Here is a 25,358-nt window from a genome sequence, read left to right on the forward strand (position 1 = left end):
CGTCGACGAACAGCAGAGCGCCGTTCACTTCTTTTCGATCTTCGCGGTCGCGACGATCTCGGCCCAGCGCCTGGTATCCGCCTCCTGAAAGGCCCCGAGCTCCTGCGGCGTCGAGGAAAATGGCGCAGCACCAATCGTGGTCAGGTACTTTTTCGCCTCAGCGCTGTTGACGAAGCCGGTGACCAGCGTGTTGAGCCTTGCGATGATTTCGGTTGGCGTCTTTGCCCGGACGAAGACGCCAACCCAGGCCGTCAATTCGTAACCCGGCAATCCGCTTTCCGCGATGGTGGGTAGCTCCGGCATCGTCTCCAGCCGCTTCGCACTGGTCACGGCCAAAGCCCGCAGTTTGCCGTCCTGGACCAGGCCTTGCGCGCTCGCGGGATCAGCGAAGACACAATCGATCTGCCCGCCCATCACGTCCGTCAAGGCCTGCGGCATGCCGCGATACGGCACGTGCTGCATTTCGATGGCCTGGCGAAACCTGAATAGCTCGGCCGCGCCCCTGCTCGATGTATTGCCGCTGCCAAAGGACAAGGGTTTTTCGCGCTGCTTCGCCAGCGCGACGAATTCGGTAACGGTCCTGGCCGGAAAATCAGCCCTTACCGTCAGCATCATCGGTATTGTCATGATGCCGGCGACCGGTGCGAAGTCCGCTTTGGGATCGTAGGGCAGCGAATTGAACAGGCTGATGTTCGCCGCCTGCGTCGAATTCGTCGTCACAAATGCCGTATAGCCGTCGGGCTCCGCCTTCAGGACCGCGAGCGCCGCAAGATTGCCGTCGGCGCCGGGCTTGTTCTCGACCACAACGGTAGCGTTGGTCGTTGCACGAATGCTTTCGGCCAGATGCCGCGTTACGCTGTCGGTCGCGCTGCCGGGCGGGAATGGAACGATCAGGGTGAGACGCTGCGAGGGATAGGGTTCCGCAGCAGCCGCCGGGAAGCAAGCGGCCGGGAGAAGTACGACGACAGCGATAGCCCGCGCGAAATTGGCCCTCAAGCTGATCTCTCCCCTGTTGGCGTTTGGGCGGCATCGCCTTCCGGATCGACCTCGACATATGGGCCTTGTCCGATATAGTACACATACGTACTATCTTTGCGGACTAATGCAAGCGGATCGGTGGGACCAATCAGCTTGTCGCGTTCGAGCACCGCATCCTCCCAACAGGAACCGTTGGCCATGAACAACAATCGCAATCGTCAGGTCATCCTGAAATCCCGGCCGGCCGATATTCCCCAGGCCGACAATTTCGAAATCATCGAGTCCGACGTTCCCGATCTGCGGGACGGGCAAATCCTGGTGCAGAACCTTTATCTTTCGGTCGAACCCGCCATGCGCGGCTGGGTTAGCAATGTCGCCAATTATTCGGAGCCGGTGCGCATCGGCGAAGTGATGCGCTCATTCGCCGCCGGCGAGGTGCTGCAATCGGCACATCCCGACTTCAAGCCGGGCGACAAGGTGATGGGCATGTTCGGATGGCAGGAGTTCGCCGTCGTCGGACCTGCCGCCGTCACGCGAAAGATCGGGGAAGACGGACTGCCGCTTTCGCTCTCGCTCGGCGTCACCGGTCTCAACGGGATCACTGCTTATTTCGGGCTGCTGGACGTTGGCCAGCCGCGCCCCGGCGACACCGTTGTGGTGTCGACCGCGGCCGGCGCGGTGGGGTCAGCGGTCGGCCAGATCGCAAAACTGTCGGGTTGCCGGACGGTCGGGATTGCCGGCGGGCCGGCCAAGGTCGCCCAGTGTCGTGAACTGTTCGGCTACGACGTGGCGATCGATTACAAGAGCGACAGTCTGGAGACCGCGCTTGCCACGGCCTGCCCAAGGGGTGTCGACCTCTATTTCGACAACACCGGTGGCGCTATCAGCGACATTGTGCTTCGCCATCTCGCCGTCGGTGCCCGCGTGGTGATTTGCGGTACCGCGTCGGTGTCGAGCTGGAATCCGTGGCCCAACGGTCCGCGCACCGAGCGCCATTTGCTGGTCAAACGCGCACGCATGCAGGGTTTCGTCATCTTCGACTACGCGCCCCGGTTCGAAGAGGCCGTCACCCGTCTGGCCCAGTGGATCCGCGATGGACGACTGCGCTATTCCGAAGACGTGCTCGAAGGCATCGAACACGCGCCGGGAGCGATCGCCGGACTCTATCGCGGTGAGAACACCGGCAAGCGGCTGATCAGGATCAGGTGACGGCCGGTACTCCGGACCAATGCCGCTATTTGGCCGAGGCCGACGTTGCAGCCTCGTCGATCAGCTTCCACGAAGAGCCTTCGAACTTTGCCATGCGCAGCGATTCATAGGGAGCATAGTCCTGCGGCGTGGTGTTGAGCTGGATTCCGGGCAGCATCATCTTGAGGCGCGTGCCCTTCATGTTGGTCGCCTGCTTCAGGAGATTCTCCCGCGTCAGGTCGTCCCCGCACTTCGTAATCGCCTGGACGATGCCCTGCACGTTGACATAGCCCGACAGGGCGACGAAATCGCCGGGATTGTCGTTCGGCACCCACTTCTTCATGAACTCCACATACTCCTTCACCTCGGGGTCATCGGCCCAGGCCGGATCACCAGCCTGCTTGGTGAATTGCGTCGTGATGATGCCTTGCGCGTTGTCGAATCCGGCCGGCTCCAGCACCGTCTTGACCGAATTGGTCGGGCTGGCAAGGAACTGCAGCGGCGTCCAGCCCGTCTCCTTCACCTTGCGCAGTCCTTGCGCGGTGAATTTTGGCGTCGAGAAGTACAGCAACGTGTCGGATCCGGAATCCTTCAGACGAACGATCTGGGAGTCGATGGTCGGCTCGGTTATTTCATAGGTCACTTCGGCAACGATCTTGATCTTGTCGCCGAGCGCAGCCTTCAGGCCGACCAGAAAGTCCTTGCCGTAATCATCGTTCTGATAGAGCACGCCGATTTTGGCGGCCGGCTTGTGCTTCAGGATGTACTGCCCGAACGTTTTTCCCTCCATCTCGAAGCCCGGATACATCGGCACGGTCCAGGGGAAGTTCTGCGGGTCGGCGAAACGCCGGCCACCGGCAGACACGAAGATGTGCGGCACCTTGGCGCCGTTCAGATATTTCTGGATCGCGACATTCGGCGTCGTGCCGACGGTACCGACATCGGCCAGCACCTCGTCATTCTCGACCAGCTTTCGGGTCTGTTCGATTGCCTTCGGCGGACTGAAGGCGTTATCGAGCGAGATCATGTTGATCTTGCGGCCGTTGATGCCGCCGGCCTCGTTGACCATCTTGAAATAGCCGGTCATCACCCGGCCGTAGCTGGAGAACGCCGACGCCGGCCCGCTATAGGGAACCGTCTGACCGAGCTTGATCTCGGTGTCGGTGACGCCGGGCCCGTATTTCTTCTCGGCGGCCGACAGGTCACCGATCGTTGCAACGGCCATCATGGCAACCGCGGCCGTCCATCCAAATTTCCGGATCATGCTTCCCTCCCCGTTAAGCCCGCTTGAACGGATCTCGATTTAACGGTACACTAGCATACTAATTTTTGGCTTACAAGCAAGTTGGCCGGTTTCTTTTGTCGTGGGCCCGCAGGTAGCGTCGTCGGCACGCATCAGCACGGCCTACCCTTCTACTCGCACGCCCTGGATTCGCCTTTGGTTTCCTGCAGTTCAATCCGGTCGATCTGCGCGAACAATTCATCCGCGATATCAAGATCGGTTGCGAAGTTCATGGGATCGGCGTGGCCGCATATCACGTCGGCGAAATGCCAGCCCGCCACGGCCACCACCCGGTCCTTTGCCATCACCGCGATCTTGAGCGGATGGCTGGCGCCGACACCGCGCGCGGTCTGGTAGCCGTCGGCGATGCAATAGAGTTCGAGCCGCACCTTCCCGGTCGCTACCACCTGGATCGAAACCTCGATGTCGCAAAAGCCGAACGCGGGATCGTCGCGCGAGCCCTCCGCATAGAAATAAAATGCACCGATTTTGCCATGCGCGCACGGTCCCAATGCGCGGTCGCGCGGCACCTGCGGGTCCGGCCTTGCCGGCGTACGCGGTGGGAGAAGCCCAAGCGAACAGAATTGACGATAGGAATAACAGGTAGCCAGAACAGCCTCCCTTCAGGTTTGCTTCAAGCTGGGGCCCTGATGTCGAGACCCAACAAGCCCTTCGCATTGCTCATAAACGTTTCACGCGCGAGGCCCAGCGCCCGCTCGGCAAACTCCGCCGGCCGATCCTGCTTGATCGTGAACGGATAGTCCGACCCAGCCACAATGCGGTCCTTGCCGACCTTGGTCACCAGATAGTCCAGCGCGACATCGTCATAGAGGATGGTGTCGTAAAAGAACGACTTCACCATCTCGCCGGGATCGCGCGGAAACAGGCTGTCCAAGGGCGGTCCGATGCTCCGGGCGTGCCGCAGTCGCGGCAGGATCCAGGGCAGTGCGCCGCCGCCATGGCTGAGCAGGATCCGCAGATTTGGGAAACGCTCAGTCACACCGTTGGTCATCAGCGACACCGCGGCAAACGCGGTTTCGAGCGGAAATGCCGCAACCGCCGCCAGCTCGGGCCGACCGCCCATGCGGTCGAGACCGAGCGGATGCAGCGGATGGACCATCACCATCAAGCCCGCCTGTTCGGCCGCGGCATAGATATCGTGCAGCCTGATATCGCCGAGCGGAATACCGTTGATGTGGCTGCCAATCTCGATTCCGCGCAGGCCAAGCGATTTGATCTCGTCCAACCGCTTGACGGCGAGAGACGCATCCTGCATCGGCGCCATGCCGATGCCGATGAATTGCCCGGGGTTCGCATTGCAGAGTTCGGCGATACCCGCATTGATATGCCGGCACAGCGCGTCGGCATCCGCGGCCGGAAACCAGTGCGACAGCAGTTCCGGCATCGGCGAGACGACCTGCACGTCGACATCGTCGGCTGCCATGTCGTCGATGCGGCGCCTGGCGTCCCAGCTTCGGGAATCGATGACGCGGAACACCTTGCCGCCGACCATCACCGCGGCGCTATCCGCCCCCTTGCGTTCGATCGACGGCCAAAGCGGATTGCGCCCGGCTTGCTGCGGAATGCTGCCGGGAACGAAATGGGTATGGGTATCGATGGCCTCGGCCACAACGCGCTTCCTCGATATTGTTATGCACCGCACCAGTGTTCCCCGCCCACATTCTCCGGGCGGAACCTGCGATGCTACTTTACAAGCAGGTTGGACTGTTTTTAATATGGATGCAATCAAAGAAACGAATTGCAGGGTTTTGCGGACCTCCGCTCAACCGACTTGCGGAAAGGACGCGACGATCAAGATCGCGTCAGGGAGTGAAAGCGGAAAATTGACGGCGCCAGTCGAAAACATCGTGATTGCAGGAGCAGGCCAGGCCGGCGGCCGTGCGGCGGAAGCGTTGCGCGCCCGCGGCTTTCAGGGCGCCATCACCATCCTCGGCGAAGAGCCCCATCCGCCGTACGAGCGGCCGCAATTGTCCAAAGCGATGCTCTTCAGCCCGGACGCGCCGGTAGCCTACATCAAGCAGGCCCGGGATTGGAGCGACGTCCTGAACGTTCGGCTCGAAACCGGCGCGGCAGTGACTGATTGCGACGCCGACCGCCGCACGGTTACCACAGCCGATGGCCGTTCGTTCGCCTATGATCGCCTGCTGATCGCGACCGGAACGCGGCCTCGCCGGCTTGCTGCGCTGGAACAGCCGGGCCTTGAAATTCAGTACCTGCGCAACGTCGAGGATGCGCTGCGCTTTCGCAAATCCGTTCAGCATCAATCCCGGATCGCGATCGTCGGCGGCGGCGTGATCGGGCTCGAGGCGGCCTGCGCAGCCGCAAAGAACGGATGTCGCGTTACGGTGATCGAGAGCGAGCCGCGCTTGCTGGCCCGGGCATTCCCGTCGCTCGTCAGCGACATCGTCGCCGCCAAGCATCGCAGCCATGGAGTCAACTTCATCTTTGGCGCGACCGTCACCGGAAGTACGCCTGAAGGCATTCAGCTCAGCAATGGCGAAGGGGTCGAGGCGGATCTGGTGCTGATCGGCATTGGCGTTGAACCGGTGCCGACGGTCGCCGAACGGCTTGGCCTGCCAACGGCGGATGGGATCGCCGTCGATGCCTGCGGCCGCACCGCGGCGTCAGGCGTGTTCTGCGCCGGCGATGCCGCTCTGCAATGGAGCCGCTGTCACGGCCGCGCGATCCGGGTCGAGACCTGGGCCAACGCGCAGAACCAGGCGATTTCGGTCGCGGCGAACATGATCGGCGAGGCCAGAGAGTACAGCGACCCGCCCTGGTTCTGGACCGACCAATATGACCTGAACATCCAGGTCGCCGGCGACATGCTCGACAGCGACCACATCGTCCGCGGCGATGAACGTTCTGGGAAATTCTCGGTTGTAGCGATGCGCGGCTCGGAAGTGGTCGGCGCGTTGTCGGTTAATGCCGCCAAGGAGATGGCGATGCTCAAGCGCGTGATCGCGGCGAACACCAAGCCGTCACGTGCCGATCTTGAATCGCCCGCCTACGATTTGCGGGCCGCCTTGAAATGAAAAGAAAAGAACTTTCCAGGGAGAAACAGCAATGAACGCGTTCCAACGGATGAATACCGCGCTCATGATCGATGAAGGCAAGAAGATATTCAAGGTTTCGCGCCGGGCCTTTGTCGATCCCGATATTCTGGAGGCCGAGCGGGCGCAGATCTTCGACAAATGCTGGCTCTACCTCGGCCATAGTTCCGAACTCGCCAAGCCGGGGGACTTTGTCACGCGTTCGGTCGGGGGGCGGAACATTCTGTTCGCGCGCGATGGCAAGGGCAATCTCAAGGCGATGCTCAACACCTGCCCGCACCGCGGCGCGCAGGTCTGCCGCGAAAAGCACGGCAGCGCCAAATCCTTCCAATGCTTCTATCACGGCTGGGTATTTGGGCTGGATGGAACGCTGCGCAGCCAGCCTGGCGAATCCTCCTACGCCGAGGATTTCAAGGAGCGCTCGACCTCCAATATGCAGCAGGTGGCGCGGTTCGAGAGCTACCGCGATCTCAATTTCATCTGCTTCGACAAGGGCGTCGAAAGCCTTTCGGACTATCTCGGTCCGGTGAAGGAATATCTCGATGTGATCTGCGACCAGGCCGAGATGGGAATGACCATCGTCGGCGGCACTCAGGAATATTCGATGCGGGCGAACTGGAAGCTGCTGACCGAGAACAGCATCGACGGTTACCACGCGTTGACGACGCATGCGACCTATCTGGACTACCTGAAGTCGGCGACCGGCGCGCTGGCTCAGGTCGCCTTTGAGGGGTCTGCGCGCGATCTCGGCAAAGGCCATGCCGTGCTCGAATACAAGGCGCCATGGGGCCGTCCCGTTGCGCAATGGATCCCCTCATGGGGCGAAGAAGGAAAACGCGAGCTTACTCGTCTTTATGATGGCCTGGTGAAGCGGTTCGGCAAGGAACGCGCCGATCGCATCGCCACCTTCAACCGCAATCTGTTTATCTTTCCAAACCTGGTGATCAACGACATCATGGCGGTGACGGTGCGAACCTACTATCCCGCCGCGCCCGACTTCATGAACATCAGCGCCTGGGCGCTAGCCCCCAAGGAAGAGACCGAATGGGCGCGGAAATACCGGCTGTTCAACTTCCTCGAATTTCTCGGGCCCGGCGGCTTTGCAACGCCTGACGACGTCGAGGCGCTCGAACAATGCCAGCGCGGCTTTCGCAACTCCGCCGAGGCGCAGTGGAACGACATTTCGAAAGGCATGGGCAAGGAAAATCCGTCCTACGACGACGAATTGCAGATGCGCGCGTTCTGGTCGAACTGGAACGAACATATTTTCAGGGTGCCGGCATGAGCGACGGAGTAACCGCGATGCAAACCATAGCCCGCACCGACGTCGAGGATTTCCTGTTCGCCGAAGCTGAACTGCTGGATGAATGGCGGCTGCCGGAATGGCTGGAGCTGTTCACCGATGACGCGATTTATTACGTCCCGGCGACCGACCTCGCCGTCGACGCTTCGCCCGACAACAACCTGTTCTATGTCGCCGACGACCGCTTCCGGCTCAGCGAGCGGGTCAAGCGCTTGATGAAACGAACCGCGCATGCCGAGTTCCCGCATTCGAGGACGCGACACCTCGTCAGCAACGTCCGCATCAGAAAGCATATCGGCGACGATATCGAGGTGAGTTCGGCCTTTATCACCTATCGCACCAAGGACGGCGTGACGGACACCTATTTCGGCAGCAACCGTTATCGTCTCGTCCCCGGCAAGGGCACGTTCCGGATCAAGGAAAAGCGCTGCCTTCTCGACAGCGAAGGCCTCCGCGCCCAGGGCCGCGTCAGCATCATTCTGTGAAAGCAAGGCAGGTAATGGACAAGAAGCTCAGGGATAATGTTGCCATCGTCACCGGCGCGGCCAAGGGCATCGGCCTTGCGATCGCCGAGCGGTTGGCGCGGGACGGCGCCAAGCTCGTGCTTGCCGACCTCGACGAGGCCGGGTTGAAACAGGCTGCCGCACATCTCAGCAAGGAGTTCGGCGCCGAGGTCACCAGCCATGCCGGCGATCTCTCCGATCAGGGCACGGCGGAGAAGACCATCAATCTCGCGAGTGAGCGCTTCGGCCGGCTCGACATCCTCATCAACAATGCCGGCGGCGGCATCATCAAGGCGTTCGCCGAGCAAACGCCGGAAACCCTGAAGACCACCATCGATCGCAATCTCTGGACCGTGCTGTGGTGCTCCTGGTACGCGGTCCCCAGGATGCGCGCGCAGGCTTATGGCCGCATTATCAACCTTGGCGCCGATTCAGTCCGCAACGGCCTGTGGGATCATGCTGCCTATAACGCCGCCAAGGGCGGCGTTCACGGCCTCACGACAGGCATGGCACGGGAATTCGCCAAGGACGGCATCACGGTCAATACGGTCGCCCCCTGCGCGGTGAACACGCCGCAGATGGTGGCGATCACCAAGAGCAACCCCGCGCTCGCCGCCAAATTCGTCAGCGTCATTCCCATGGGTCGTCCGGCCGAAATGGAGGAAGTCGCCTCGATGGTTTCCTATCTCGCTTCCGCCGAAGCATCGTTCGTGACCGGACAGGTCATCAGCGTCAACGGCGGCAGCACCATGCTCTAGGTCTTGATATGGCTGAAACACTCGTCCTCTGCGCGGCCAATGAAGTGGTCGAAGGCGAAATCAAGCAGGCGCCGCTGCCCGATGGCTCCAACGTGGCGCTCTACCGGGTCGACGGCGCGATCTACGCCACCGCCGACATGTGTACTCACGGAGAGGCATCGCTAGCGGAAGAAGGCATCATTACCGGCAAAACCGTGGAGTGCACGTTCCACTTCGGCACGTTCGACGTGACCACCGGCGAGCCGACCGGCATGCCCTGCGAAATTGCATTGAAAACCTACCCCGTCACCATCGTTGACGGCAACGTTCAGATCGAGGTCTAGAAATGGCGAGCCGTCCTGACCGTGCCCCCGCCCCGCTGAAATCCGCGCGCCGACCGCTTGGCACAGCCCGGCGGCGCACCCAAGCCGAACGAACCGAGGAAACGCGCACGCGCATCCTCAAGGCCGCATCGGAACTCATTCGCCGGCGCGGCTACGCCCGCTTTCGAACCGCCGACGTCGCCGCCGAAGCGGGCCTGTCCCGTGGCGCGCAGCTTCATCATTTTCCGACCAAGGATTCGCTTGTTGTCGCCACCCTGGAATACGTCTTCGAGCAGGCGCAGATCCAAAGCCGGCGCCGCGCCGCGGCGGTGAACCGGCCGCGTGATCTGATCGAGGCCGTGATCGAGGACGCGCGCGAGTTCTTCTTCAGCGAGCATTTCATGGTGGCGATCGACATCGTGCTGTCGACGTCGACCGATCAGGCCGTCCGCAAGCAGATCCTGGATATCTCCCGCAAAGCGCGCCGGCCGGTCGAGACGGCCTGGACCGAAGCGCTGGCCGCGAGCGGCGTGCCGCCTTCCCTGTCGGCCGACATCGTGGCCCTGACATTAAGCCTCGTCCGCGGCATGGCGCTGCGCACGCTCTGGGACAACGACCCAAAATGGTTCGACGAGCTGTTCGCGGTGTGGCGGCGGATGATCAAGATTTTCCTGGAATCCCAGCATCCGAAGGCGCGGGCGCGATGAACAACGGCCGCGCCACCCCTCTGATCACCTCGGTCTGCTACGTGCGCCTCGCCGTCAGCGAGCCGAGCGCCAGCGCGCGCTTTGTGTCCGATATTTTCGGGCTGCAGCGCGTCGCCGATCAGGATGGCGAGATCGCCTTTCGTTCCGACGACCGGTTTCGCACGGTAAGCCTTGGCCAGAATTTTGCTGATGGCGCCAGCGTCGGGATCGAGGTCTGGGATGATACGGCGCTAGCAGAAATCGGCGGGCGATTGCGCGCACTCGGCTTCACGGTTCAAGAGGCCTCAGCCAGCGAGTGCAAACGCCGGTACGTGCAGTCGGCGCTGCTGACCCAAGACGCATCCGGCAACCGGATTGATCTGGTGGTCCGTCCAACCAGGAGCGGCCGCCGCTACTTTCCGCCGCGCGATGCCGGCATTGTCGCGTTTCATGGCGTCGGCCTTCGCAGCACCGATCACGCACGCGACCTAGCATTCTGGCGCGCGCTCGGCGCCGAAGTCAGCGACTGGGTTGGCGACATCGCCTATTTGCGGATCGACGGATTGCATCACCGCATCGCGCTCTATCCATCGAACCGCAATGGGCTGCTCTATGCGGCGTTCGAAGTCGAGGCGCTCGATCAGATCATGCAGAACAGCTACTTCATGCAGGAAAGCCAGATCAGGATCGTGCAGGGCCCGGGCCGCGAGGCCGCCTCACGCCAGATGTTCCTGCACGTCGAAGGTCCGGACGGCCTGATCTTCTCCTATGTGAACGGCATGACCGAACTCGACGGCAAGCCGCGGCTGGCGCGGCAATTCCCGCTTGCTGCCGCCTCGCTCTGCGACTGGGGCAGCGAAAACAAGGACGTACCGGAACTTAGCGCCGGGCCGATGAACAGGAGAACAACATGATCCAGCTGAAGGATGTGAGCTACGTCCGCCTCGGTTCGCCCGATCTCGAATCGGCCGAGAATTTCGCGACCGCCTGTCTCGGCCTGCAGATTGCCGAGCGCGGCAAGAAGGATCTCTATCTGCGCTCCGACGAACGCGCTCATACGCTGTGCTATTCGGAAGGCGACCCTGACGACCAGACCGTCGGCTTCGAGGTCGAGAACGAGGCGAGCCTGCAGGAGGCGGCCTCCACGCTGGAAGCGCTCGGGCATGCCGTCCATGCAGGAACTGCGCAGGAAGCCGAGCGGCGCAAGGTAAGAGCCTTCATCGGCTTTCGCGATCCGACCGGCAATCGCATTGAGCTGGTGGTACGGCCGGAACGCAGCGGCCGGCGCTATTTCGCCAGCCGCGATGCCGGGATCACCGGCTTCAGCCATATCGGCCTCAACTCGACCGATCCGGCGCGCGATGAGCGGTTCTGGACGCAAGTGTGCAACGCCCGTGTCAGCGACCGGATCGGCGACATTCCGCTGATGCGCGTCAATGCGATCCATCACACCATTGCGCTGGTTCGGGCGCCCAAGGCCGGCATCCAGCACATCAACCACCAGGTCGAGACCAGCGACGACGTGCTGCGCTCCTATTACTTCCTCAATGAGCGGCGCGTGCCGATCGTGTTCGGCCCCGGCCGGCATCCGACCTCGGGCGCGCGCTTCCTCTACTTCAAAGGCCCGGACGGCATGATCTTCGAATACTCGGTCGGCGTCGACGAGATCGAAGACGAGGCGACGCACCGGCCGCGGCAATTCGGTTTTGAGCCGACCAGTTTCTGCATGTGGGGTTCGAAACCCGCGGGCATGGCTTTGCCAAACTCCTGATTGGAACAGAGCAAATGGATCTGGGATTGAAGGGACGCACCGCGATCGTGTGCGCGGCAAGCCAGGGCCTTGGCAAGGCGAGCGCGATGGCGCTCGCCCGCGAAGGAGTCAACCTCATCATCGTAGCCCGCCGTGGGGATGTGCTGGAAAGTGCCGCGGAGGAGATCGCATCTGCGACCGCCAACCGGCCCAAAGCGGTCATTGCCGACGTCACCACCAACGAAGGCCGCGATGCCATTCTCGCCGCCTGCCCGGCTCCCGACATTCTCATCAACAATGCCGGCGGGCCGCCGCCCGGAGATTTCCGCAAATTCGAGCGTGAGGACTGGATCAAGGCGCTCGATGGCAACATGCTGGCGCCGATCGCGCTGATCAAGGCGACGCTGGACGGCATGATCGCGCGCAAGTTCGGTCGCATCGTCAATGTCACCTCGCATGCCGTGAAAGCGCCGGTAGCGATGCTTGCGCTTTCCAACGGCGCGCGCACCGGCTTGACGGGTTTTGTCGCGGGACTGGCCCGGTCGGTCGCCGAACACAACGTGACGGTCAACAACCTGCTGCCCGGCACGTTCGATACCGACCGCCTCAAGTCTAATCTGACGGCGCTGGCCCGGAATTCGTCGCGCGAGGTCGGCGCCGTGACCGAGGAGATCAGAACGGCCAACCCGACCAAGCGGTTCGGCCACCCCGATGAATTCGGCGCTGCCTGCGCGTTCCTGTGCTCGTCGCAAGCCGGTTACATCACCGGGCAAAACATTCTGATCGACGGCGGCGCCTATCCCGGCACGTTCTGATTCGAACAAAGCTCGATCATCTGCCGGCCATTACTCGGTCTTGACATGGCGCTCCTCGATCACCTTGCGCCACACGGGAATTTCGGCCGCGATGATGGCGGACAGTTCGGCGGGAGTACTGGTCGTGGCCTCCACGCCGTAGGCCAGAAAGCGGTCGCGCAATTGCGGCATCGCCAGCGTCGTCTTGATAGCGGCGTTGAGTTTGCTGACGATCTCAGGCGGCGTACCCGCGGGAGCCAACAGCCCGAACCAGGTTTCGACTGAATACCCCTTCAAGACGTTCCCGATGGGCGTGGCCCCGGGAGCAACGGCGGAGCGCTCAGGCGACGAAACGCCGAGCAGCTTCACCTTGCCGGAGCGGATATGTTCGTTCAGCGTGTCGGATGTTGTCGTGAGCAGGATGTCGACCTCGCCGGCAAAGATCGCGAGCGTTGTCGGTGCCTGGCCGCGGTACGGGACGTGGACCATCTGCAGCCCGGCCTGGTTGAGAAAGCGCTCTGTGCTGAGATGTCCGAGCGAGCCAGGTCCGGCGGTCGCATACAGCATCGGCTTGCCCTGCGCCTTGGCGTAGGCGATCAGGCCGGCGGCATCGTTCACCGGCACATTTTCACTCGCAACCAGAACCAGCGGCGCCTTGGAGACCAGCGAGACCGGTGCAAAGCTCTTCAACGGATCGAAATCGACACCCTTCTGAAGCAGTGGGGCGATCGAGATCGGGCCGTTGTTTGCAAACAAAAGGGTGTAGCCATCCGGATCCGCCCGGGCGGCTTCGTTGGCGCCGGTCGTGCCCGCCGCGCCCCCGCGATTGTCGATGACGAGCGGCTGGCCGAGGATCTTTGCCATCGGCTCCTGCAGCGCGCGCGCCATGATGTCGGTCGAACCGCCGGCGGGATATGGCACGATGAGCCGGATCGGCCGCGACGGGTAATTGTCTGCGGCGGCAGTTCCGGCAAGAACCACAAGCCCGAGCGCAAACGCGAAGAAATGAAGTCGTTTCACGTCGATCCTCCCATCAGGTCGTCTCTTTTTTTGATGCAGTCTTTCTCTCCGGCCGGCCTTATTCCGCTGCCGTTCCGGCGACCTTTCCGAACGCGCCGGAGGCGGCTAGTTTTGCGATTTCATCCGCGGACAGTCCAAGCACGCGTTCGAGCACGTCGTCGCGGTGCGACCCTATGGACGGAATTTCCCGCCCGATCGCACTACGCGCACCCGACATTCGCCACGGGGCGTTGACGCCCTTGAATTCGCCGGCGGCGTCAGCGATCGGCGCAAATGTGCCGCGACCAGCGAGATCGGGATCGTCCAGCGCTTCGGCCGGGTCACGAAAGCGCGCGCAGGGAATGCCGGCCTGGTCGAGCATGGCAAGGCATTCGTCCATTGTGTATTGCATGGCCCATTTTTCGATGACCTGCATCATCGCGGTCCAGTTCGCGCCGCGCTTCGGCACCGATGTGAAGCGCGGGTCGGATAAAAGCTCCGGCAGGCCGGTCAGGTCGCGAAGGGCCGCGAAGTTGCGCGCCGACACCGGCGCGATCAGGATGTCGCCGTCCATGGTGCGCACGGGCCCGTAAGTCGGCCGCGGCATCGGCTTGGAGAATTGCGCTTCCTGCAGCTCATACACCAAGAGATTCAGCATGCAATCCATCAGGGCGACATCGATGCGCTGTCCTTCGCCGGTGCGCGAGCGCTGCACCATTGCAGTCTGAATTGCCGAGAAGCCGAAAATGCCGCCGAGAACATCGGCGACGAACACCGCACCTGCCGCCGGCCGGTCGCGGTCGCCGGCATACCGCATCAGCGTGCGATCGAAGCCGCTCTCGGCATGAACGATCATCGCATACGCGGCGCGCTCGGCCTGCGGACCGGTCTGGCCGTAGCCGGAGATCGAGCAGTAAATCAGTCCCGGATTGATCTGTCGCAGCGTCTCATATCCGAGACCCAGGCGCTCCATCACACCGGGTCGGAAATTCTCGACCAGGATGTCGGTGTCTTCGACCATGCGATGGACGAGCTTGATCGCATCTGAAGATTTCAGGTCGAGCGCGATGCTCCGCTTGCCGGCATTGAGCTGGCCGAAATAGGCGCTGTGGCCGTCACGCACCGGCGCGCGCAGTCGCATTTCGTCGCCTTCCGGCGGCTCGATCTTGATCACTTCCGCGCCGACATCGGCCAGCAGCCGCGCGCAATAGGGCCCGGCCAGCATGATGGAGAAATCCAGCACCCGCACGCCCTCGAGGGCCGATGTCGATGTTTGGTCCTGCATACTGCCTGCCTCCTATCTCGGCAGCCCGAGCCCGCGCTGGGCGATCAGGCTGCGCTGTATCTCGTTGGTCCCGATGCTGATCACCCACATCAGCGAATGCCGCAGGTTCTGTTCGAACCGGCCATTGTCGATCGCGCCCGGCATCTGCTCGGAAATCGCGGCGCGCATCCCGAGAATGTCGAGCGCCGCCTCGCCGAACCCTTCCATCAGTTCGCCGGAATAGACCTTGCTGATCGCGCCATATTCCGGCGGCGTCACGCCATCGGCCGCGAGTTCGGCGCAATGCATCATCAGTTGCCGGCCAACCTCGATTTCGCAGGCAAGCGTCGCCATCTTGTCGCGCACGATCGCATCCTGAGCGGGCGGCGGCCGATCGCCCTCGGCCGCCATCACATACCGGCGCAGTTGCTCGAAGGCGTGGGCCACCTTCAACACGATGCCGCCGCCGACCAGACCGCGCTCAAAGGCGAGTGCGCCCGTCAGGACTTTCCAGCCGCCATTGACCTCGCCGACAATGTTTTCCAGGGGAATGCGAACGTCGTCGTAGAAGATGTTGGCAAACGTGCCGTCATACATCGTGCTCGCCGGCTGGATCGTAATGCCCCGCGCATTCATCGGGACGATAAACATGCTGATGCCGGCGTGCGGCGGCTTGGCATTCCTGTCGGTCCGGGCTGCGAGAAACATGTATTTTCCCCACCAGGTCGTGGTCCAGATCTTCTGGCCGTTGATGACCCAGTGCTCGCCGTCCCGCACCGCGCTGGTGCGCAGCGCGGCGAGATCGGAGCCGGCTTGCGGTTCGCTGTAGCCCATGCCGTGCATGGCCTCGCCCCGGAGAATTTCCGGCAGGTAGTTCTGCTGCTGCTCCGGCGTGCCGAACATCATCAGGGCGTTGGCCTGGATCGACGCGCCGATCCGCGGTGCTTCGCCCTGCTCCATCGTCTCCGTGAATGCGATCTGCTCCAGCGGGGAACGGCCCTGCCCGCCGAATTGCTTTGGCCATCCGAGGCCGATCCATCCGGTCTTGCCGATATCGCGCGCGAACTCGGCGTCGAACTCACGCTTTTCAAATGGCTGTTGGTCGAACCTCGCCTTCCGGTCTCCCGACCAGTTTTGATCGAGCCACCGCCGCACCTGTTCGCGCAGCTCGTTGCCGGCCGGACCGAGATCGTATTGCGGCAACGGCGCGCCGCCGCGATCCAGCAAATACGAAGCCAGCCGCCGCCGTGCATCAGGCGCCCCGCCGAGCGCGACCGTGTCCAGGTGCACGCGCTTGAAATGTCGCGTGGCCTCGTGCTCTTCGGCATAGCCGATGGCGCCGAAAATATGCTGGGTCTCGAGCGACACGCGCCGCAGCGCATGCCCGCCAAAGGCAACCGCGCAATCGACAAAATAGCGCCAGTTGCAATCACCAATGTCGTGCAGCCTGGCCGCATGATCCAGGATCAGGCGGACGCCTTCGAGCGCGATCAGGCCATTGGCGAGCTTGTGCTGGATCGCCTGAAACTTTGCGATCGGTTGCCCAAACTGGTGACGCTCCCTGGCGTAGTCCGTGGCCAGCTCGAACGCGCGCCGGGCGGCGCCATGTGCCCTCGCCAGCAATGCGACCTGGGCCTTGAGGCTGATATCATCGAGGTCGACCGCCTCCAGCGGAAGCAGCGTCAGCGGCGCCGAATTCAGCCGCACCTCGCAGAGCCCCCATGCGCCCATGGCGCGCGTCGGCGCGAGGACAATGCCGGGAGCATCCAGTTGGACGAGGGCAAGATGGGACGCGTCAACGGCCACGAGAAGATGTGTGGCACCAGCGGCCTCGACGAAACGAAGCACGCCTGTTGCGCGCGAGCCGTCAATCCGGATCGATCCTGCACCCACATCAGGGTCGCGGGCGCCGAAGGAGAAAGCAGCCACCGCTGTGCCGGCATGCAGCTTTTCCAGCAGCTCCACGGCGGCGTCGGTCCGCGAGCCCGAGAGGGAAAAGTTGGCCAGCGCGACGGACCACATCGGCGCCGGACATGCGGCGCGGCCAAGTTCCGCCATCACCACCAGGATCTCGCGAAGGCCGCCTTCATCGCGGCCGGAGCCGAGCGCAGCCACCCCCTGCCCGATGAGCTTGCGCCAGACCGCCGAGGTATCGTCCGGGGACGGCCGCTCCTTGCCGCCGCCCGCAGCCCAATGCGCTTCGAGAAACCCGCGCAGGGAATCCCGAAGCATTTTCGCGGTGTCGTCGCTCGGAGGCGCGGCCGCATCCATGGGAGACTAGGCCTTGCCGTATTTCGGCTTGCGCTTCTCCTTGAACGACATGGTCGCCTCTTTGTGGTCGGCGGTCTCGAACGTCACCTGCTCGAGCGCCATCGAGGCCTCCAGCATCATATTCACGCGATCCTTGACGATCTGGTTGATCGACAGCTTGGTCCAGCGAATGGCCCAGGTCGGGCCGTTGGCGAGCTCAATCGCAATCTCGCGGGCCTTGGCGAGCACCTCCGCGCGCGGCACGACATGATTGACCAGCCCGATCCGCTCAGCCTCCGCACCTTTCAGAAGGGTGCCGCGGATCAGGTACTCCTTGGCCTTGTTGATGCCGATCAGCAGCGGCCAGATCACGGTGCCGCCGTCGCCGGCGACCAGGCCGACCCGCGAGACGTGGGTGTCGCCGATGCGCGCGTCCTCCGCCATCACCGTGATGTCGCAAAGCAGCGCGTGAGTTGCGGCGAGGCCGATGGCGTCGCCGTTGATCGCCGCAATGATCGGCTTGTCCAGTTCGAGCTGGCGCGTCACGCCACGGCGGCTGATCATGGGGTCGTGGACTTCCCCCTCCTCGAGAACGTCGCCGCCCGGTCGCTCCGACATCGCCTTCACGTCGCCACCCACGCTGAAGAAATCACCCGCGCCCGTCAGCACCACGACGTGGACGGCGTGATCGTCGGCCAGGTCGTCCCAGATGGTCCGCAGTTCGCGGATCAGCTTCTGATTGATGGCGTTGCGTGCTTGCGGCCGGTTCAAAGTCACGGTCGCGACCTTGTCCGCGACCTCGACCGTCAGGCATTCGTATCTGGCGTATTGGGACACATTTTCCTCCGTTGTTATAATTGTTCGAGCGTGGATCGAGCCACTCTCTGTTATCTGCGCATTCCGGGCTGCACCTCCGCCAACGCGACGTGAAGCGACATCGCGCCGGGGTCCTGCTCCAGCATCCGCTGCACGGATTCCAGATGGGTACGCATCAGGCGCGTCGCCGTCACCACCTTTCGGTCACCCAGCGCCGCCAGGAATTGCCGTCGCTTTTCCGCCAGCCGCGCCATCGCGACGCCGCTCGACGAGACCTTGGCGTAAACGAAGCGCATGTGAATCTCGGTGACCGAATCCATGATCATGGCGATCACTTTGTTACCGGTCGACGCCGCGAGCAGTTTGTAGAATTCGCGCGAGCATTCGACGCGGTCCAGCAGCCGCCCTTCCCGCGTCGCATCCTCGGTGCGCCGAATATTGGCCTCGAGCGCGTCGAGATCGGCTTTTCGTGCATTGGCACACGCCAGCCGCACCACGAGATCGAGAACGTGAACACGCGCTTCCGACAATTCCCGGACGGAAATCGTGCCGAGCGACAGCATATCGCGCATCACGCCGTTCATGCGGCTGGTGTCGCCCTCCTGAATGAAGGCGCCGCCCTTGACGCCCTTCTGCAGCCGAAGCACGCCGGCCATTTCGAGGCTGCGCAAGGCCTCGCGCAGCACGTTGCGGCTGACGCCGAGCTGCTGGGCCAGGTCTCGTTCGGGCGGCAGCTTGTCGCCCGGCTTGAGGACGCCGAGCGCGAGCTGCTCGCGGATGCGCTCGCAGATTTCCTCGAACGCACGCCGTGTGTGGATCGGGCGGAACGCCGGCGCGGCCGGCGCGCCAGCCGCGCGGTGATCGGGGACCCTTTCGCGCCGGTTGGGCGTCGAAGACCTGGCGCGGGCGGGCGTGCGAGGGCTTGACTTGGTGCTCATGCGGTGAATTATTAAATGGTTCACCCATTCAATGGAAGCCCCTTTTCAAACTTCCGGCAAGAAAAGATGACCCAGGGATCAACATGAGCTTCACCGAGGAGCAGACCGCGTTCCGCGACACCGTGCGGAAGATGGTCGCAAAGCACGTCGCGCCTGTCGCGGCCGAAATCGACGAGACCGACCGCTTCCCGCTCGAACTCGTGAAGCTGTTCGGCGAGATGGGGCTGATGCAGCTCTGGGTGCCGGAACGCTACGGCGGTCCGAACGGCAACCTGACCTTGGCCTGCCTCGCCCGGGAGGAGATATCCAGGGTCTCGCCGGCTTGCGCCTCGATCGCAGCCCTCAACACCATGTTCATCATGCCGCTGCTTCACTTCGGTTCCGAGGAGCAGCGCGCCAAATACCTACCCATTATCGCCAAGGGCGGCGTCGTCACGGCGATCGCGATATCCGAGCCACAAGCCGGCTCCGACGTCACCGCGATCAACACCCGTGCCCGGAAGGACGGCGACAGCTACGTCCTCAACGGCCGCAAGCAATGGTGCAGCTATGGCGTCGTCGCCGACTACATCGTAGTGATGGCCCGGACCAGCGACGCTCCGGGCGCCGACGGGATCAGTGCCTTCATCGTCGAACCGAAGACGATGTCGGGCATCTCGTTTGGACGCCACGAGCGCAAGATGGGCTTCCGCGGCGCGCCGAATACTCCGATCTTCTTCGACAATGTCCGCGTCCCTGCGGAGAACCTCGTCGGAGAAGAAGGCAAGGGCTTCCGGGCGTCGATGCGCGCGCTCGACCTCAACCGGCCGACCATCGGCGCCCAGTCCGTCGGCCTGGCCCAGGGCGCGCTCGACGCGTGCGTTGCCTACGCCAAGGAGCGCAAACAGTTCAAGAAGGCGATCGCGGAGTTTCAGGGCGTGCAATTCATGCTGGCCGACATGGCCATGCAGATCGAGGCCGCACGTGCCCTCGTCTACGAATGCGCCCGGGCCGGCGATGCCGGCGACTGGAAACGCCTCAACGTGCTGGCCAGCATGGCCAAATGCGTCGGCAGCGATATGGCCATGAAGGTGACAACGGACGCCGTCCAGATCTTCGGCGGCTACGGCTACACCATGGACTATCCGGTCGAGCGCATGATGCGCGACGCCAAGCTGACCCAGATCTTCGAAGGCACCAACCAGATCCAGCGCGTGGTGATCGCCCGGGAGCTGCTTCGGTAGAAGCGTGCTGACAGGCTTTTCCCCGTCACACCGGCGGCGTGCCGTGGGTGTGAAACGACTCGATCGTCTTCAGCCCCCAGGCCTGGCCTTTCTTGCGCTCTTCCTCGGTCCAGACGATCGGTTTCCAGTCGGGCGCGAGGATGAGGCGGGCGCCGGCGTTGGCGACCTCGACGCGGTTGCCGCCGGGTTCGTAGACATAGAGGAAGAAGGTTTGCTGGATCGCGTGCTTGTGCGGGCCGGTCTCGATGTGGATGCCGTTCTCCAGGAAGATGTCGGCGGCGCGCAATATCTCCTCGCGGCTGTCGAGCGCGTAGGTGACGTGATGGAAGCGGCCCATCTTGCCGTAGTGATCGCGGGTGTAGGCAAAGTCGTAGCTCTTGTTGCACATCGTCATCCACATCGCGGCTTCCGTGCCGTCGTTGAGCACGATCTGCTCGGTTGTGCGCAAGCCGAGATAGTTTTCGAAGAACAGGCGGTTGGCCTTGATATCGACCGCGAGGCAATTGAGATGATCGAGCCGGCGGACATTGACGCCGCGCGCCGGAAACCGCTGCGCCTGGTTCTTCAGTGCGGGCTTCAGTTCAGGCGGCGCCTGATACCACTCGGTCTCGTAATAGAGTTCGACGATATGGCCGTCCGGGTCGCGGCAACGGAACGCCGGCCCCTGCCCCATGTCGCCATCGACCCAGCCGATGTCGAAGCCGGATCCCTTCAGCGCGGCGACACGTCGCTCCAGCGCCTGCGGGCTGCGCGCGCGCAGTGCCATATGCTCGATCCCTGAGGTTTTGGAAGCCGTGAGCTTGAGCGAATAGCGCTCGTAATCGTCCCAGCCGCGCAAGTAGACGGACTCGCCCTTGCGGCCGCTGACGGTCATACCCATGACGTCCACAAAGAATTTTTCGCTTTCCTCCGGCTTCGGCGTCAGCATTTCCATGTGGCCGAGATGGGCGAGATCGAAGATCGGCTCTAGGGTCATAGGTGGTCTCTCTCGTAGGGTGGGCAAAGCGTAGCGTGCCCACCAGTTCAAGTTCGGAGGTGGGCACGGCGCTACGCGCCTTTGCCCTCCCTACAATTGCAGCGCACGCGTTATGTCGTCGAACAGCTCATCGACGCTGAAAGCACGCGGAATGAGGGCTTGCTGGGCGGTGTAGCCGATAATCAGCTCCAGCGAACGACGCATCTCATCTGCAGAGAAACGTGGCGCAGCGGCTGACGCCTTGGCCGACTCCGCCAGCAACCGATTCACTTCCCGCACTACGTCCGGATTTTTCTCGCACAGGGCCCGGCTTACCACCACCATATGGTTGATCGGCACCACCTTGTGCTTGGCAGCCCAGGCCTTCTCCTCCGCGGCGACGTCGGCGAACAGCGGTTTGAAATCCGCATGCTCGGACTTCTCGCCGAGCACCGCATCGAGTTCACCATCCACAAGCATCTGGATGATTGGCTTGCCGGCCGGCGCTCGTTTGGTCGTGTCCCTGAATTCGGCGACATGGGCGTCCTCGAAGGTCACCCAGTCGATCGAATTGAGATCGACGCCGTAATCATTGGCGAGGATACCGCGCAGCCACGCGCCGGTCGTGGTGGTAAAGGAGCGGATACCGACGCGCTTGCCGTTCAGATCGGTAGGGGTCAGCGCGCCCCGCTTTGTGTTGTACAGCGCATGTCCATGCTGAAAGCGCGCCATCACCACATGAGGCAGCAGCACCATCGGCTTGTCAAAGCTCCTGGCCATCAGATAGGTGACGATGGCCATCTCGGAGACGTCGAACGCGGCCTCGCGGACCATCGGCTTGAAGCCCTTGTTGGTCGGCGAATAGTCGACAAAGTCGAACTCGACCAGATCGGATTTAATCGCGCCGCTCTTCAGCGCCGCGGCGCCGGGATGGTCGCCGAGCAAGGTGCGCAGGCGTATTGCCATCTCAGTCGCTCTCCGGCTCATCGATATAGACAAGGCCTGCTTTCGCCAAGGGCTCGCGCATGTTGTACATGTCGAGGCCGAGCACACCGGCGGCGAGTTGCTTGCGCTTGCCGTCCTCGTCGGCGTGGCGTTTTTCTCCCTTGGCAACGACGTCGGCGGCATCTTTCCGCCTGACGACCACAACACCGTCGTCATCGGCGACGACAGCGTCGCCCGGCACCACATTGATCCCGGCGCAGACCACGGGCACATTGACGGCGCCCAAGGTCGCCTTGACCGTGCCCTTGGCGGAAATCGCCCTCGACCACACCGGAAACCCCATCTCGCGCAGCGCCTTGGCGTCGCGGACGCCGGCATCGATCACCAGGCCCCTGACGCCGCGCGCCATCAGCGAGGTCGCGAGCAAATCGCCGAACATGCCGTCGGTATTGTCGGTGGTGCAGCCGACCACCAGAATGTCGCCGGGCTTGCACTGCTCCACCGCGACATGGATCATCCAGTTGTCGCCGGGCTGCGCCAGCACGGTCACCGCCGTGCCTGCCGCCTCGCCGCCGGCCCATACCGGACGCAAATATGGTTTCATCAGCCCGAAGCGCCCATAGGCCTCGTGCGCGGTGGCGACGCCGAGCGTGCCAAGGCGGTTCACGAGGTCGGCATCGGTGCGCTTGATGTTGCGGACAACAACGGTTTTCATGCCAGTTCCTCCATCGCCATCGGGAACAGCCGCTGATAGGCCTCGCCATAGGTCATGGCCTTGCCGGAATTGCGGCCGCCCTGCATGCCCCGCTGCAATGCGACGCGCTCATAGTACGCCCACAGGTGTTTTTGCGCGGCGAGAATTTCAAAGGTCTTGCGCTTCTGCTCCCAAACCTCGTCGATGTTGAGGATCACCTGCGGCTTGAAATTGCACATCTCGGGCTGGTGCGGCTCGAACAGGAACACCGGCGGCGCGGCGTAGGTGTACTTAGCGCCGGGCTTGTGGCCCATCGCCTGCGCCACCACGCGGGTCTCCTGCGCGAAATGCGCGGCGTTGGGATGATCGAAATTGTAGGGGTCTTCCAGCGCGTGGGTGAGCACGAAGGACGGATTGAGTTCGCGGTAGATATCGACCATGCGGTCGAAATGCGCTTCGGTGGTGCGCAGCGGATAATCGCCGGCATCGAAGAATTCGATTTCCGCGCCCAGCATCTCGGCTGCGCGCTGCGCCTCGTCGCGCCGTCCCGCCTTGACCTTTTCAAGCGTGGCACCGGTTTCCTTCCAGGCGAACTGGCTCTCGCCGCGCTCGCCGAACGACAGGCAGGCGATCTTGATGCGGTACCCCTTCTTGGCGTGAAGCGCGATCGCCCCGCCCGCGCGCCAGACGAAATCGCCGGGATGCGCCGTGACCACGAGGCCGGTCTTGTTTGCATTGGTCATTGCTGTTTCCTCTTTCGGTTTTCCGGCTATTGCTTCTCGATGCCCGCCCGCTCGATCACTTTAGCCCATTTCTCGATATCGTCCTTCAGCCGCTGCGCGATTTCCTCCGGCGTGGAGGCCTTGGCCTCGATGCCCAGCTCGAGCGCGCGCTTCTTCAAGTCGGGCGTGTCGAGCACCTCGCGGAGCGCCGCATTGAGCGTCTTGATCACCTCCGGCGGCGTGCCCTTGGGCGCAAAAATCGCGTTCCAGGACTGCGCCTCGAAATCGCCGCCGCCGGCTTCCTTTACCGTCGGAACGTCAGGCAGGAACGGCGTGCGGACCGAACCTGAAGTCGAGACCGCCGTCACCGCCTTATCTGAGATGTGCGACTGCACCGCGGTGTAATTCTCGATTCCCATCTGGATATCGCCGCGCAGCAGCGCGATCAGGACATCGGGCGAACTGCGGAACGGCACGATGGTGATTTCGACGCCGGCAGTGGATTTGAACAATTGCGCCGAGAGGTTTTGCGTCGAGCCGACATTGATGGTGCCGACATTGAGCGCACCGGGCCTTGCCTTGGCCGCTTTGATCAGGTCCGCCAATGTCTGGTACGGCGAGCCGGCCTGGGTGACGAGGATGAAGTCGAAATAACCCATGCCCGAGACCGGAACGAAATCCCTGACCGGATCGAATCTCAGGTTCTTGAACAGCGACACCGAAATCGCGGTGCCATTGCTCAGCAGCGCCAGCGTATAGCCGTCGGCGGCCGACGACAGCACCGCGCGGGCGGCGGTGATGCCGCCGGCGCCCGGCATGTTCTCGATGATGAAGCGCTGCCCGAGCTTTTCGCCGAGCTTCTCGGTGACGATCCGCGCGGTGACGTCGGCAACCCCGCCCGGACCGAAGGGGAGGATCAGCCGCACCGGCCGGTTTGGATAATTCTGGGCGCAGGCGATCTGCGGCGTCAGCAGCAGCACGGCCAACGCAAATGCGCCTGCGATCGATGCGCAGCGGCCGCTCAAACCAAAACCCTCGGGCCTGACCGTCATGGTTGATCCATCAGAACTCAAACAGCCGCGCGGGATTATCGACCAGTATCTTTTGCTGCAACTCGGGCTCCGGCGCGAATAGTGGAATGAGGTCGACCAGATCGCCGTCGTTCGGCATCGCCTTGACGTTGGGATGCGGCCAGTCGGTTCCCCAGATCACGCGATCCGGCGCCGTCTCGATGATGCGGCGCGCAAACGGCACCGCGTCGTGGAACGGCGGTCCGCTGGAGGACACCCGCTCGCAGCCGCAGACCTTGACCCAGCATTTCTCGTCGCGCTGCATCAAGTCGATCAGGGTCCGGAACGGCAACTGGTTGAGTCCGTCAGCAGCCTTGACCCGTCCCATGTGATCGATGGTGTAGCGCACCGGCAGTTTTGCCAGCAGGTCGGCATATTCAGGCAAATCGATCGCATCGAAATGCAGGTCGATGTGCCAGCCGAGCGGCGCCACCATCGCGACGATCTTGTGGAACACCGCCATGTCGGGCACACCTCCGAGATGGCGCACGAAATTGAAGCGGCAGCCGCGGAAACCGCCGTCATGAAGCTCCTGAAGGCCGCGCTCAGTAATGGTATCGTCGATATTGGCGACGGCGCGAAAGGTCCCGTCGCTGACGGCGATGGCGTCGAGCGCAACGCGATTGTCGGTGCCGTGCACGCTGGCATTGACGATGATGGCCCGGCCAATGCCGAGCTTCTGATGCAGCGCCCTGAAATCCTCCAGCGGTGCGTCCGGCGGCGTGTACGGTCGCCCCGGCGCATACGGATATTTGTCGCCCGGCCCGAAAATATGGGTGTGCGCGTCGCACGCCAGCGGCGGCAGGCGGAATTTCGGCGTCCGCGTATTGCGATCCGGGCCGGGAATCGTTGGCTTCGACATCA

27 protein-coding genes are annotated in these 25,358 nt (G+C 62.9%); 11 read left to right on the forward strand and 16 right to left on the reverse strand.

The features are described 5' to 3' along the window. Nucleotides 1-24 precede the first annotated feature (24 nt). Both JQ597_RS28675 and JQ597_RS28680 read right to left on the reverse strand, forming a co-directional pair. Nucleotides 25-996 (reverse strand): Bug family tripartite tricarboxylate transporter substrate binding protein, encoded by a 972-nt coding sequence (locus JQ597_RS28675; protein ID WP_212268839.1) that lies wholly within the window; start codon nucleotides 994-996, stop codon nucleotides 25-27. Then, a complete protein-coding gene (locus JQ597_RS28680) occupies nucleotides 993-1,178 on the reverse strand; it encodes a hypothetical protein (RefSeq protein ID WP_212268840.1) in 186 nt (61 codons plus the stop codon). Before JQ597_RS28680 ends, JQ597_RS28675 begins: the two co-directional genes overlap by 4 nt. On the opposite strand from JQ597_RS28680, the gene JQ597_RS28685 reads away from it, so the two are divergent. Then, nucleotides 1,177-2,187, forward strand: a complete 1,011-nt coding sequence (locus tag JQ597_RS28685; protein ID WP_212268841.1) for an NADP-dependent oxidoreductase — start codon at nucleotides 1,177-1,179, stop codon at nucleotides 2,185-2,187. The two genes, JQ597_RS28680 and JQ597_RS28685, sit on opposite strands and share 2 nt — an antisense overlap. A 25-nt stretch (nucleotides 2,188-2,212) precedes the next feature. On the opposite strand, the gene JQ597_RS28690 is transcribed toward JQ597_RS28685, so the two are convergent. The 3 genes from JQ597_RS28690 to JQ597_RS28700 all read right to left on the reverse strand — a co-directional run bounded on the left by JQ597_RS28690 (nucleotide 2,213) and on the right by JQ597_RS28700 (nucleotide 5,078). After that, entirely contained in the window at nucleotides 2,213-3,430 is a 1,218-nt protein-coding gene (locus JQ597_RS28690; protein ID WP_212268842.1) for an ABC transporter substrate-binding protein, read from the reverse strand. A gap of 149 nt (nucleotides 3,431-3,579) precedes the next feature. Continuing rightward, nucleotides 3,580-3,978: a hypothetical protein gene (locus tag JQ597_RS28695; protein WP_212268843.1), complete on the reverse strand. Its 399-nt coding sequence runs from the start codon at nucleotides 3,976-3,978 to the stop codon at nucleotides 3,580-3,582. A 104-nt stretch (nucleotides 3,979-4,082) separates the two neighbouring features. Next, a complete protein-coding gene (locus JQ597_RS28700; protein WP_212268844.1) occupies nucleotides 4,083-5,078 on the reverse strand; it encodes an amidohydrolase family protein in 996 nt (331 codons plus the stop codon). A gap of 238 nt (nucleotides 5,079-5,316) precedes the next feature. On the opposite strand from JQ597_RS28700, the gene JQ597_RS28705 reads away from it, so the two are divergent. The 9 genes from JQ597_RS28705 (at nucleotide 5,317) to JQ597_RS28745 (ending at nucleotide 12,639) form a co-directional block, all read left to right on the forward strand. Continuing rightward, nucleotides 5,317-6,504 carry an NAD(P)/FAD-dependent oxidoreductase gene (locus JQ597_RS28705; RefSeq protein ID WP_212268845.1) on the forward strand — a complete coding sequence of 396 codons (1,188 nt, stop codon included), beginning with the start codon at nucleotides 5,317-5,319 and terminating at the stop codon, nucleotides 6,502-6,504. Between the two features lie 31 nt (nucleotides 6,505-6,535). Continuing rightward, nucleotides 6,536-7,807, forward strand: a complete 1,272-nt coding sequence (locus JQ597_RS28710; protein ID WP_212268846.1) for an aromatic ring-hydroxylating oxygenase subunit alpha — start codon at nucleotides 6,536-6,538, stop codon at nucleotides 7,805-7,807. Beyond that, nucleotides 7,804-8,310 carry an aromatic-ring-hydroxylating dioxygenase subunit beta gene (locus JQ597_RS28715; RefSeq protein ID WP_212268847.1) on the forward strand — a complete coding sequence of 169 codons (507 nt, stop codon included), beginning with the start codon at nucleotides 7,804-7,806 and terminating at the stop codon, nucleotides 8,308-8,310. Before JQ597_RS28710 ends, JQ597_RS28715 begins: the two co-directional genes overlap by 4 nt. Nucleotides 8,311-8,324: 14 nt before the next feature. After that, entirely contained in the window at nucleotides 8,325-9,086 is a 762-nt protein-coding gene (locus JQ597_RS28720) for an SDR family oxidoreductase (protein ID WP_212268848.1), read from the forward strand. An 8-nt stretch (nucleotides 9,087-9,094) separates the two neighbouring features. Next, entirely contained in the window at nucleotides 9,095-9,409 is a 315-nt protein-coding gene (locus tag JQ597_RS28725) for a non-heme iron oxygenase ferredoxin subunit (protein WP_212268849.1), read from the forward strand. 2 nt (nucleotides 9,410-9,411) lie between these two features. Beyond that, the gene (locus JQ597_RS28730) at nucleotides 9,412-10,095 is read left to right on the forward strand and encodes a TetR/AcrR family transcriptional regulator (RefSeq protein WP_212268850.1); all 684 of its coding nucleotides are present in this window, start codon (nucleotides 9,412-9,414) and stop codon (nucleotides 10,093-10,095) included. Then, nucleotides 10,092-10,988, forward strand: coding sequence for a VOC family protein (locus tag JQ597_RS28735; RefSeq protein WP_212268851.1), 897 nt, complete (start codon nucleotides 10,092-10,094; stop codon nucleotides 10,986-10,988). The genes JQ597_RS28730 and JQ597_RS28735 overlap by 4 nt, the downstream gene beginning before the upstream one ends. Further along, on the forward strand, nucleotides 10,985-11,845 hold the full coding sequence (locus JQ597_RS28740) for a VOC family protein (RefSeq protein WP_212268852.1): 861 nt from the start codon (nucleotides 10,985-10,987) through the stop codon (nucleotides 11,843-11,845). Before JQ597_RS28735 ends, JQ597_RS28740 begins: the two co-directional genes overlap by 4 nt. An 86-nt stretch (nucleotides 11,846-11,931) precedes the next feature. Then, the gene (locus tag JQ597_RS28745; protein WP_409363259.1) at nucleotides 11,932-12,639 is read left to right on the forward strand and encodes an SDR family oxidoreductase; all 708 of its coding nucleotides are present in this window, start codon (nucleotides 11,932-11,934) and stop codon (nucleotides 12,637-12,639) included. Nucleotides 12,640-12,669: 30 nt separating this feature from the next. Here JQ597_RS28745 and JQ597_RS28750 read toward each other — a convergent pair whose 3' ends face one another. The 5 genes from JQ597_RS28750 to JQ597_RS28770 are packed head-to-tail and all read right to left on the reverse strand — an operon-like array spanning nucleotide 12,670 to nucleotide 18,885. Further along, complete coding sequence (locus JQ597_RS28750; protein WP_212268854.1) at nucleotides 12,670-13,638, reverse strand: Bug family tripartite tricarboxylate transporter substrate binding protein; 969 nt, start codon at nucleotides 13,636-13,638, stop codon at nucleotides 12,670-12,672. 58 nt (nucleotides 13,639-13,696) lie between these two features. Beyond that, nucleotides 13,697-14,902, reverse strand: coding sequence for a CaiB/BaiF CoA transferase family protein (locus JQ597_RS28755; RefSeq protein WP_212268855.1), 1,206 nt, complete (start codon nucleotides 14,900-14,902; stop codon nucleotides 13,697-13,699). Nucleotides 14,903-14,914: 12 nt separating this feature from the next. After that, entirely contained in the window at nucleotides 14,915-17,113 is a 2,199-nt protein-coding gene (locus JQ597_RS28760) for an acyl-CoA dehydrogenase family protein (RefSeq protein WP_249148278.1), read from the reverse strand. Nucleotides 17,114-17,158: 45 nt separating this feature from the next. Continuing rightward, nucleotides 17,159-17,968: an enoyl-CoA hydratase/isomerase family protein gene (locus JQ597_RS28765; protein ID WP_312010862.1), complete on the reverse strand. Its 810-nt coding sequence runs from the start codon at nucleotides 17,966-17,968 to the stop codon at nucleotides 17,159-17,161. Nucleotides 17,969-18,018: 50 nt separating this feature from the next. Beyond that, nucleotides 18,019-18,885, reverse strand: a complete 867-nt coding sequence (locus JQ597_RS28770; protein WP_212268857.1) for a FadR/GntR family transcriptional regulator — start codon at nucleotides 18,883-18,885, stop codon at nucleotides 18,019-18,021. Nucleotides 18,886-18,968: 83 nt separating this feature from the next. Between JQ597_RS28770 and JQ597_RS28775 the strand changes: the two genes are divergently transcribed. Further along, on the forward strand, nucleotides 18,969-20,108 hold the full coding sequence (locus JQ597_RS28775) for an acyl-CoA dehydrogenase family protein (protein WP_212268858.1): 1,140 nt from the start codon (nucleotides 18,969-18,971) through the stop codon (nucleotides 20,106-20,108). 25 nt (nucleotides 20,109-20,133) lie between these two features. Here the strand turns inward: JQ597_RS28775 and JQ597_RS28780 are convergent, their stop codons facing one another. From JQ597_RS28780 to JQ597_RS28805, 6 genes are all read right to left on the reverse strand, one after another. Further along, nucleotides 20,134-21,084 (reverse strand): catechol 2,3-dioxygenase, encoded by a 951-nt coding sequence (locus tag JQ597_RS28780; protein ID WP_212268859.1) that lies wholly within the window; start codon nucleotides 21,082-21,084, stop codon nucleotides 20,134-20,136. A 90-nt stretch (nucleotides 21,085-21,174) separates the two neighbouring features. Further along, on the reverse strand, nucleotides 21,175-22,029 hold the full coding sequence (locus JQ597_RS28785) for a substrate-binding domain-containing protein (protein WP_212268860.1): 855 nt from the start codon (nucleotides 22,027-22,029) through the stop codon (nucleotides 21,175-21,177). Between the two features lies 1 nt (nucleotide 22,030). Continuing rightward, nucleotides 22,031-22,723, reverse strand: coding sequence for a 4-carboxy-4-hydroxy-2-oxoadipate aldolase/oxaloacetate decarboxylase (locus JQ597_RS28790; RefSeq protein ID WP_212268861.1), 693 nt, complete (start codon nucleotides 22,721-22,723; stop codon nucleotides 22,031-22,033). Next, on the reverse strand, nucleotides 22,720-23,445 hold the full coding sequence (locus tag JQ597_RS28795) for a PIG-L deacetylase family protein (protein WP_212207387.1): 726 nt from the start codon (nucleotides 23,443-23,445) through the stop codon (nucleotides 22,720-22,722). The genes JQ597_RS28790 and JQ597_RS28795 overlap by 4 nt, the downstream gene beginning before the upstream one ends. A gap of 26 nt (nucleotides 23,446-23,471) precedes the next feature. Next, on the reverse strand, nucleotides 23,472-24,476 hold the full coding sequence (locus JQ597_RS28800) for a Bug family tripartite tricarboxylate transporter substrate binding protein (protein WP_212268862.1): 1,005 nt from the start codon (nucleotides 24,474-24,476) through the stop codon (nucleotides 23,472-23,474). Nucleotides 24,477-24,486: 10 nt separating this feature from the next. Next, a complete protein-coding gene (locus JQ597_RS28805; RefSeq protein WP_249148282.1) occupies nucleotides 24,487-25,356 on the reverse strand; it encodes an amidohydrolase family protein in 870 nt (289 codons plus the stop codon). Nucleotides 25,357-25,358: the final 2 nt, after the last annotated feature.

This window comes from Bradyrhizobium sp. AUGA SZCCT0177, from assembly GCF_018130125.1.
In the GTDB taxonomy this organism is placed as follows: Bacteria; Pseudomonadota; Alphaproteobacteria; order Rhizobiales; family Xanthobacteraceae; genus Bradyrhizobium.

Excerpts from the sequence above, each read along its gene's own strand:
- JQ597_RS28685 (WP_212268841.1), top strand. The coding sequence starts at position 1,177 with ATGAACAACAATCGCAATCGTCAGGTCATCCTGAAATCCCGGCCGGCC.
- JQ597_RS28680 (WP_212268840.1), bottom strand. The coding sequence starts at position 1,178 with ATGGCCAACGGTTCCTGTTGGGAGGATGCGGTGCTCGAACGCGACAAG.
- JQ597_RS28690 (WP_212268842.1), bottom strand. The coding sequence starts at position 3,430 with ATGATCCGGAAATTTGGATGGACGGCCGCGGTTGCCATGATGGCCGTT.
- JQ597_RS28710 (WP_212268846.1), top strand. The coding sequence starts at position 6,536 with ATGAACGCGTTCCAACGGATGAATACCGCGCTCATGATCGATGAAGGC.
- JQ597_RS28715 (WP_212268847.1), top strand. The coding sequence starts at position 7,804 with ATGAGCGACGGAGTAACCGCGATGCAAACCATAGCCCGCACCGACGTC.
- JQ597_RS28720 (WP_212268848.1), top strand. The coding sequence starts at position 8,325 with ATGGACAAGAAGCTCAGGGATAATGTTGCCATCGTCACCGGCGCGGCC.
- JQ597_RS28725 (WP_212268849.1), top strand. The coding sequence starts at position 9,095 with ATGGCTGAAACACTCGTCCTCTGCGCGGCCAATGAAGTGGTCGAAGGC.
- JQ597_RS28730 (WP_212268850.1), top strand. The coding sequence starts at position 9,412 with ATGGCGAGCCGTCCTGACCGTGCCCCCGCCCCGCTGAAATCCGCGCGC.
- JQ597_RS28735 (WP_212268851.1), top strand. The coding sequence starts at position 10,092 with ATGAACAACGGCCGCGCCACCCCTCTGATCACCTCGGTCTGCTACGTG.
- JQ597_RS28740 (WP_212268852.1), top strand. The coding sequence starts at position 10,985 with ATGATCCAGCTGAAGGATGTGAGCTACGTCCGCCTCGGTTCGCCCGAT.
- JQ597_RS28745 (WP_409363259.1), top strand. The coding sequence starts at position 11,932 with ATGGCGCTCGCCCGCGAAGGAGTCAACCTCATCATCGTAGCCCGCCGT.
- JQ597_RS28755 (WP_212268855.1), bottom strand. The coding sequence starts at position 14,902 with ATGCAGGACCAAACATCGACATCGGCCCTCGAGGGCGTGCGGGTGCTG.
- JQ597_RS28760 (WP_249148278.1), bottom strand. The coding sequence starts at position 17,113 with ATGCTTCGGGATTCCCTGCGCGGGTTTCTCGAAGCGCATTGGGCTGCG.
- JQ597_RS28770 (WP_212268857.1), bottom strand. The coding sequence starts at position 18,885 with ATGAGCACCAAGTCAAGCCCTCGCACGCCCGCCCGCGCCAGGTCTTCG.
- JQ597_RS28775 (WP_212268858.1), top strand. The coding sequence starts at position 18,969 with ATGAGCTTCACCGAGGAGCAGACCGCGTTCCGCGACACCGTGCGGAAG.
- JQ597_RS28780 (WP_212268859.1), bottom strand. The coding sequence starts at position 21,084 with ATGACCCTAGAGCCGATCTTCGATCTCGCCCATCTCGGCCACATGGAA.
- JQ597_RS28785 (WP_212268860.1), bottom strand. The coding sequence starts at position 22,029 with ATGGCAATACGCCTGCGCACCTTGCTCGGCGACCATCCCGGCGCCGCG.
- JQ597_RS28790 (WP_212268861.1), bottom strand. The coding sequence starts at position 22,723 with ATGAAAACCGTTGTTGTCCGCAACATCAAGCGCACCGATGCCGACCTC.
- JQ597_RS28795 (WP_212207387.1), bottom strand. The coding sequence starts at position 23,445 with ATGACCAATGCAAACAAGACCGGCCTCGTGGTCACGGCGCATCCCGGC.
- JQ597_RS28800 (WP_212268862.1), bottom strand. The coding sequence starts at position 24,476 with ATGACGGTCAGGCCCGAGGGTTTTGGTTTGAGCGGCCGCTGCGCATCG.
- JQ597_RS28805 (WP_249148282.1), bottom strand. The coding sequence starts at position 25,356 with ATGTCGAAGCCAACGATTCCCGGCCCGGATCGCAATACGCGGACGCCG.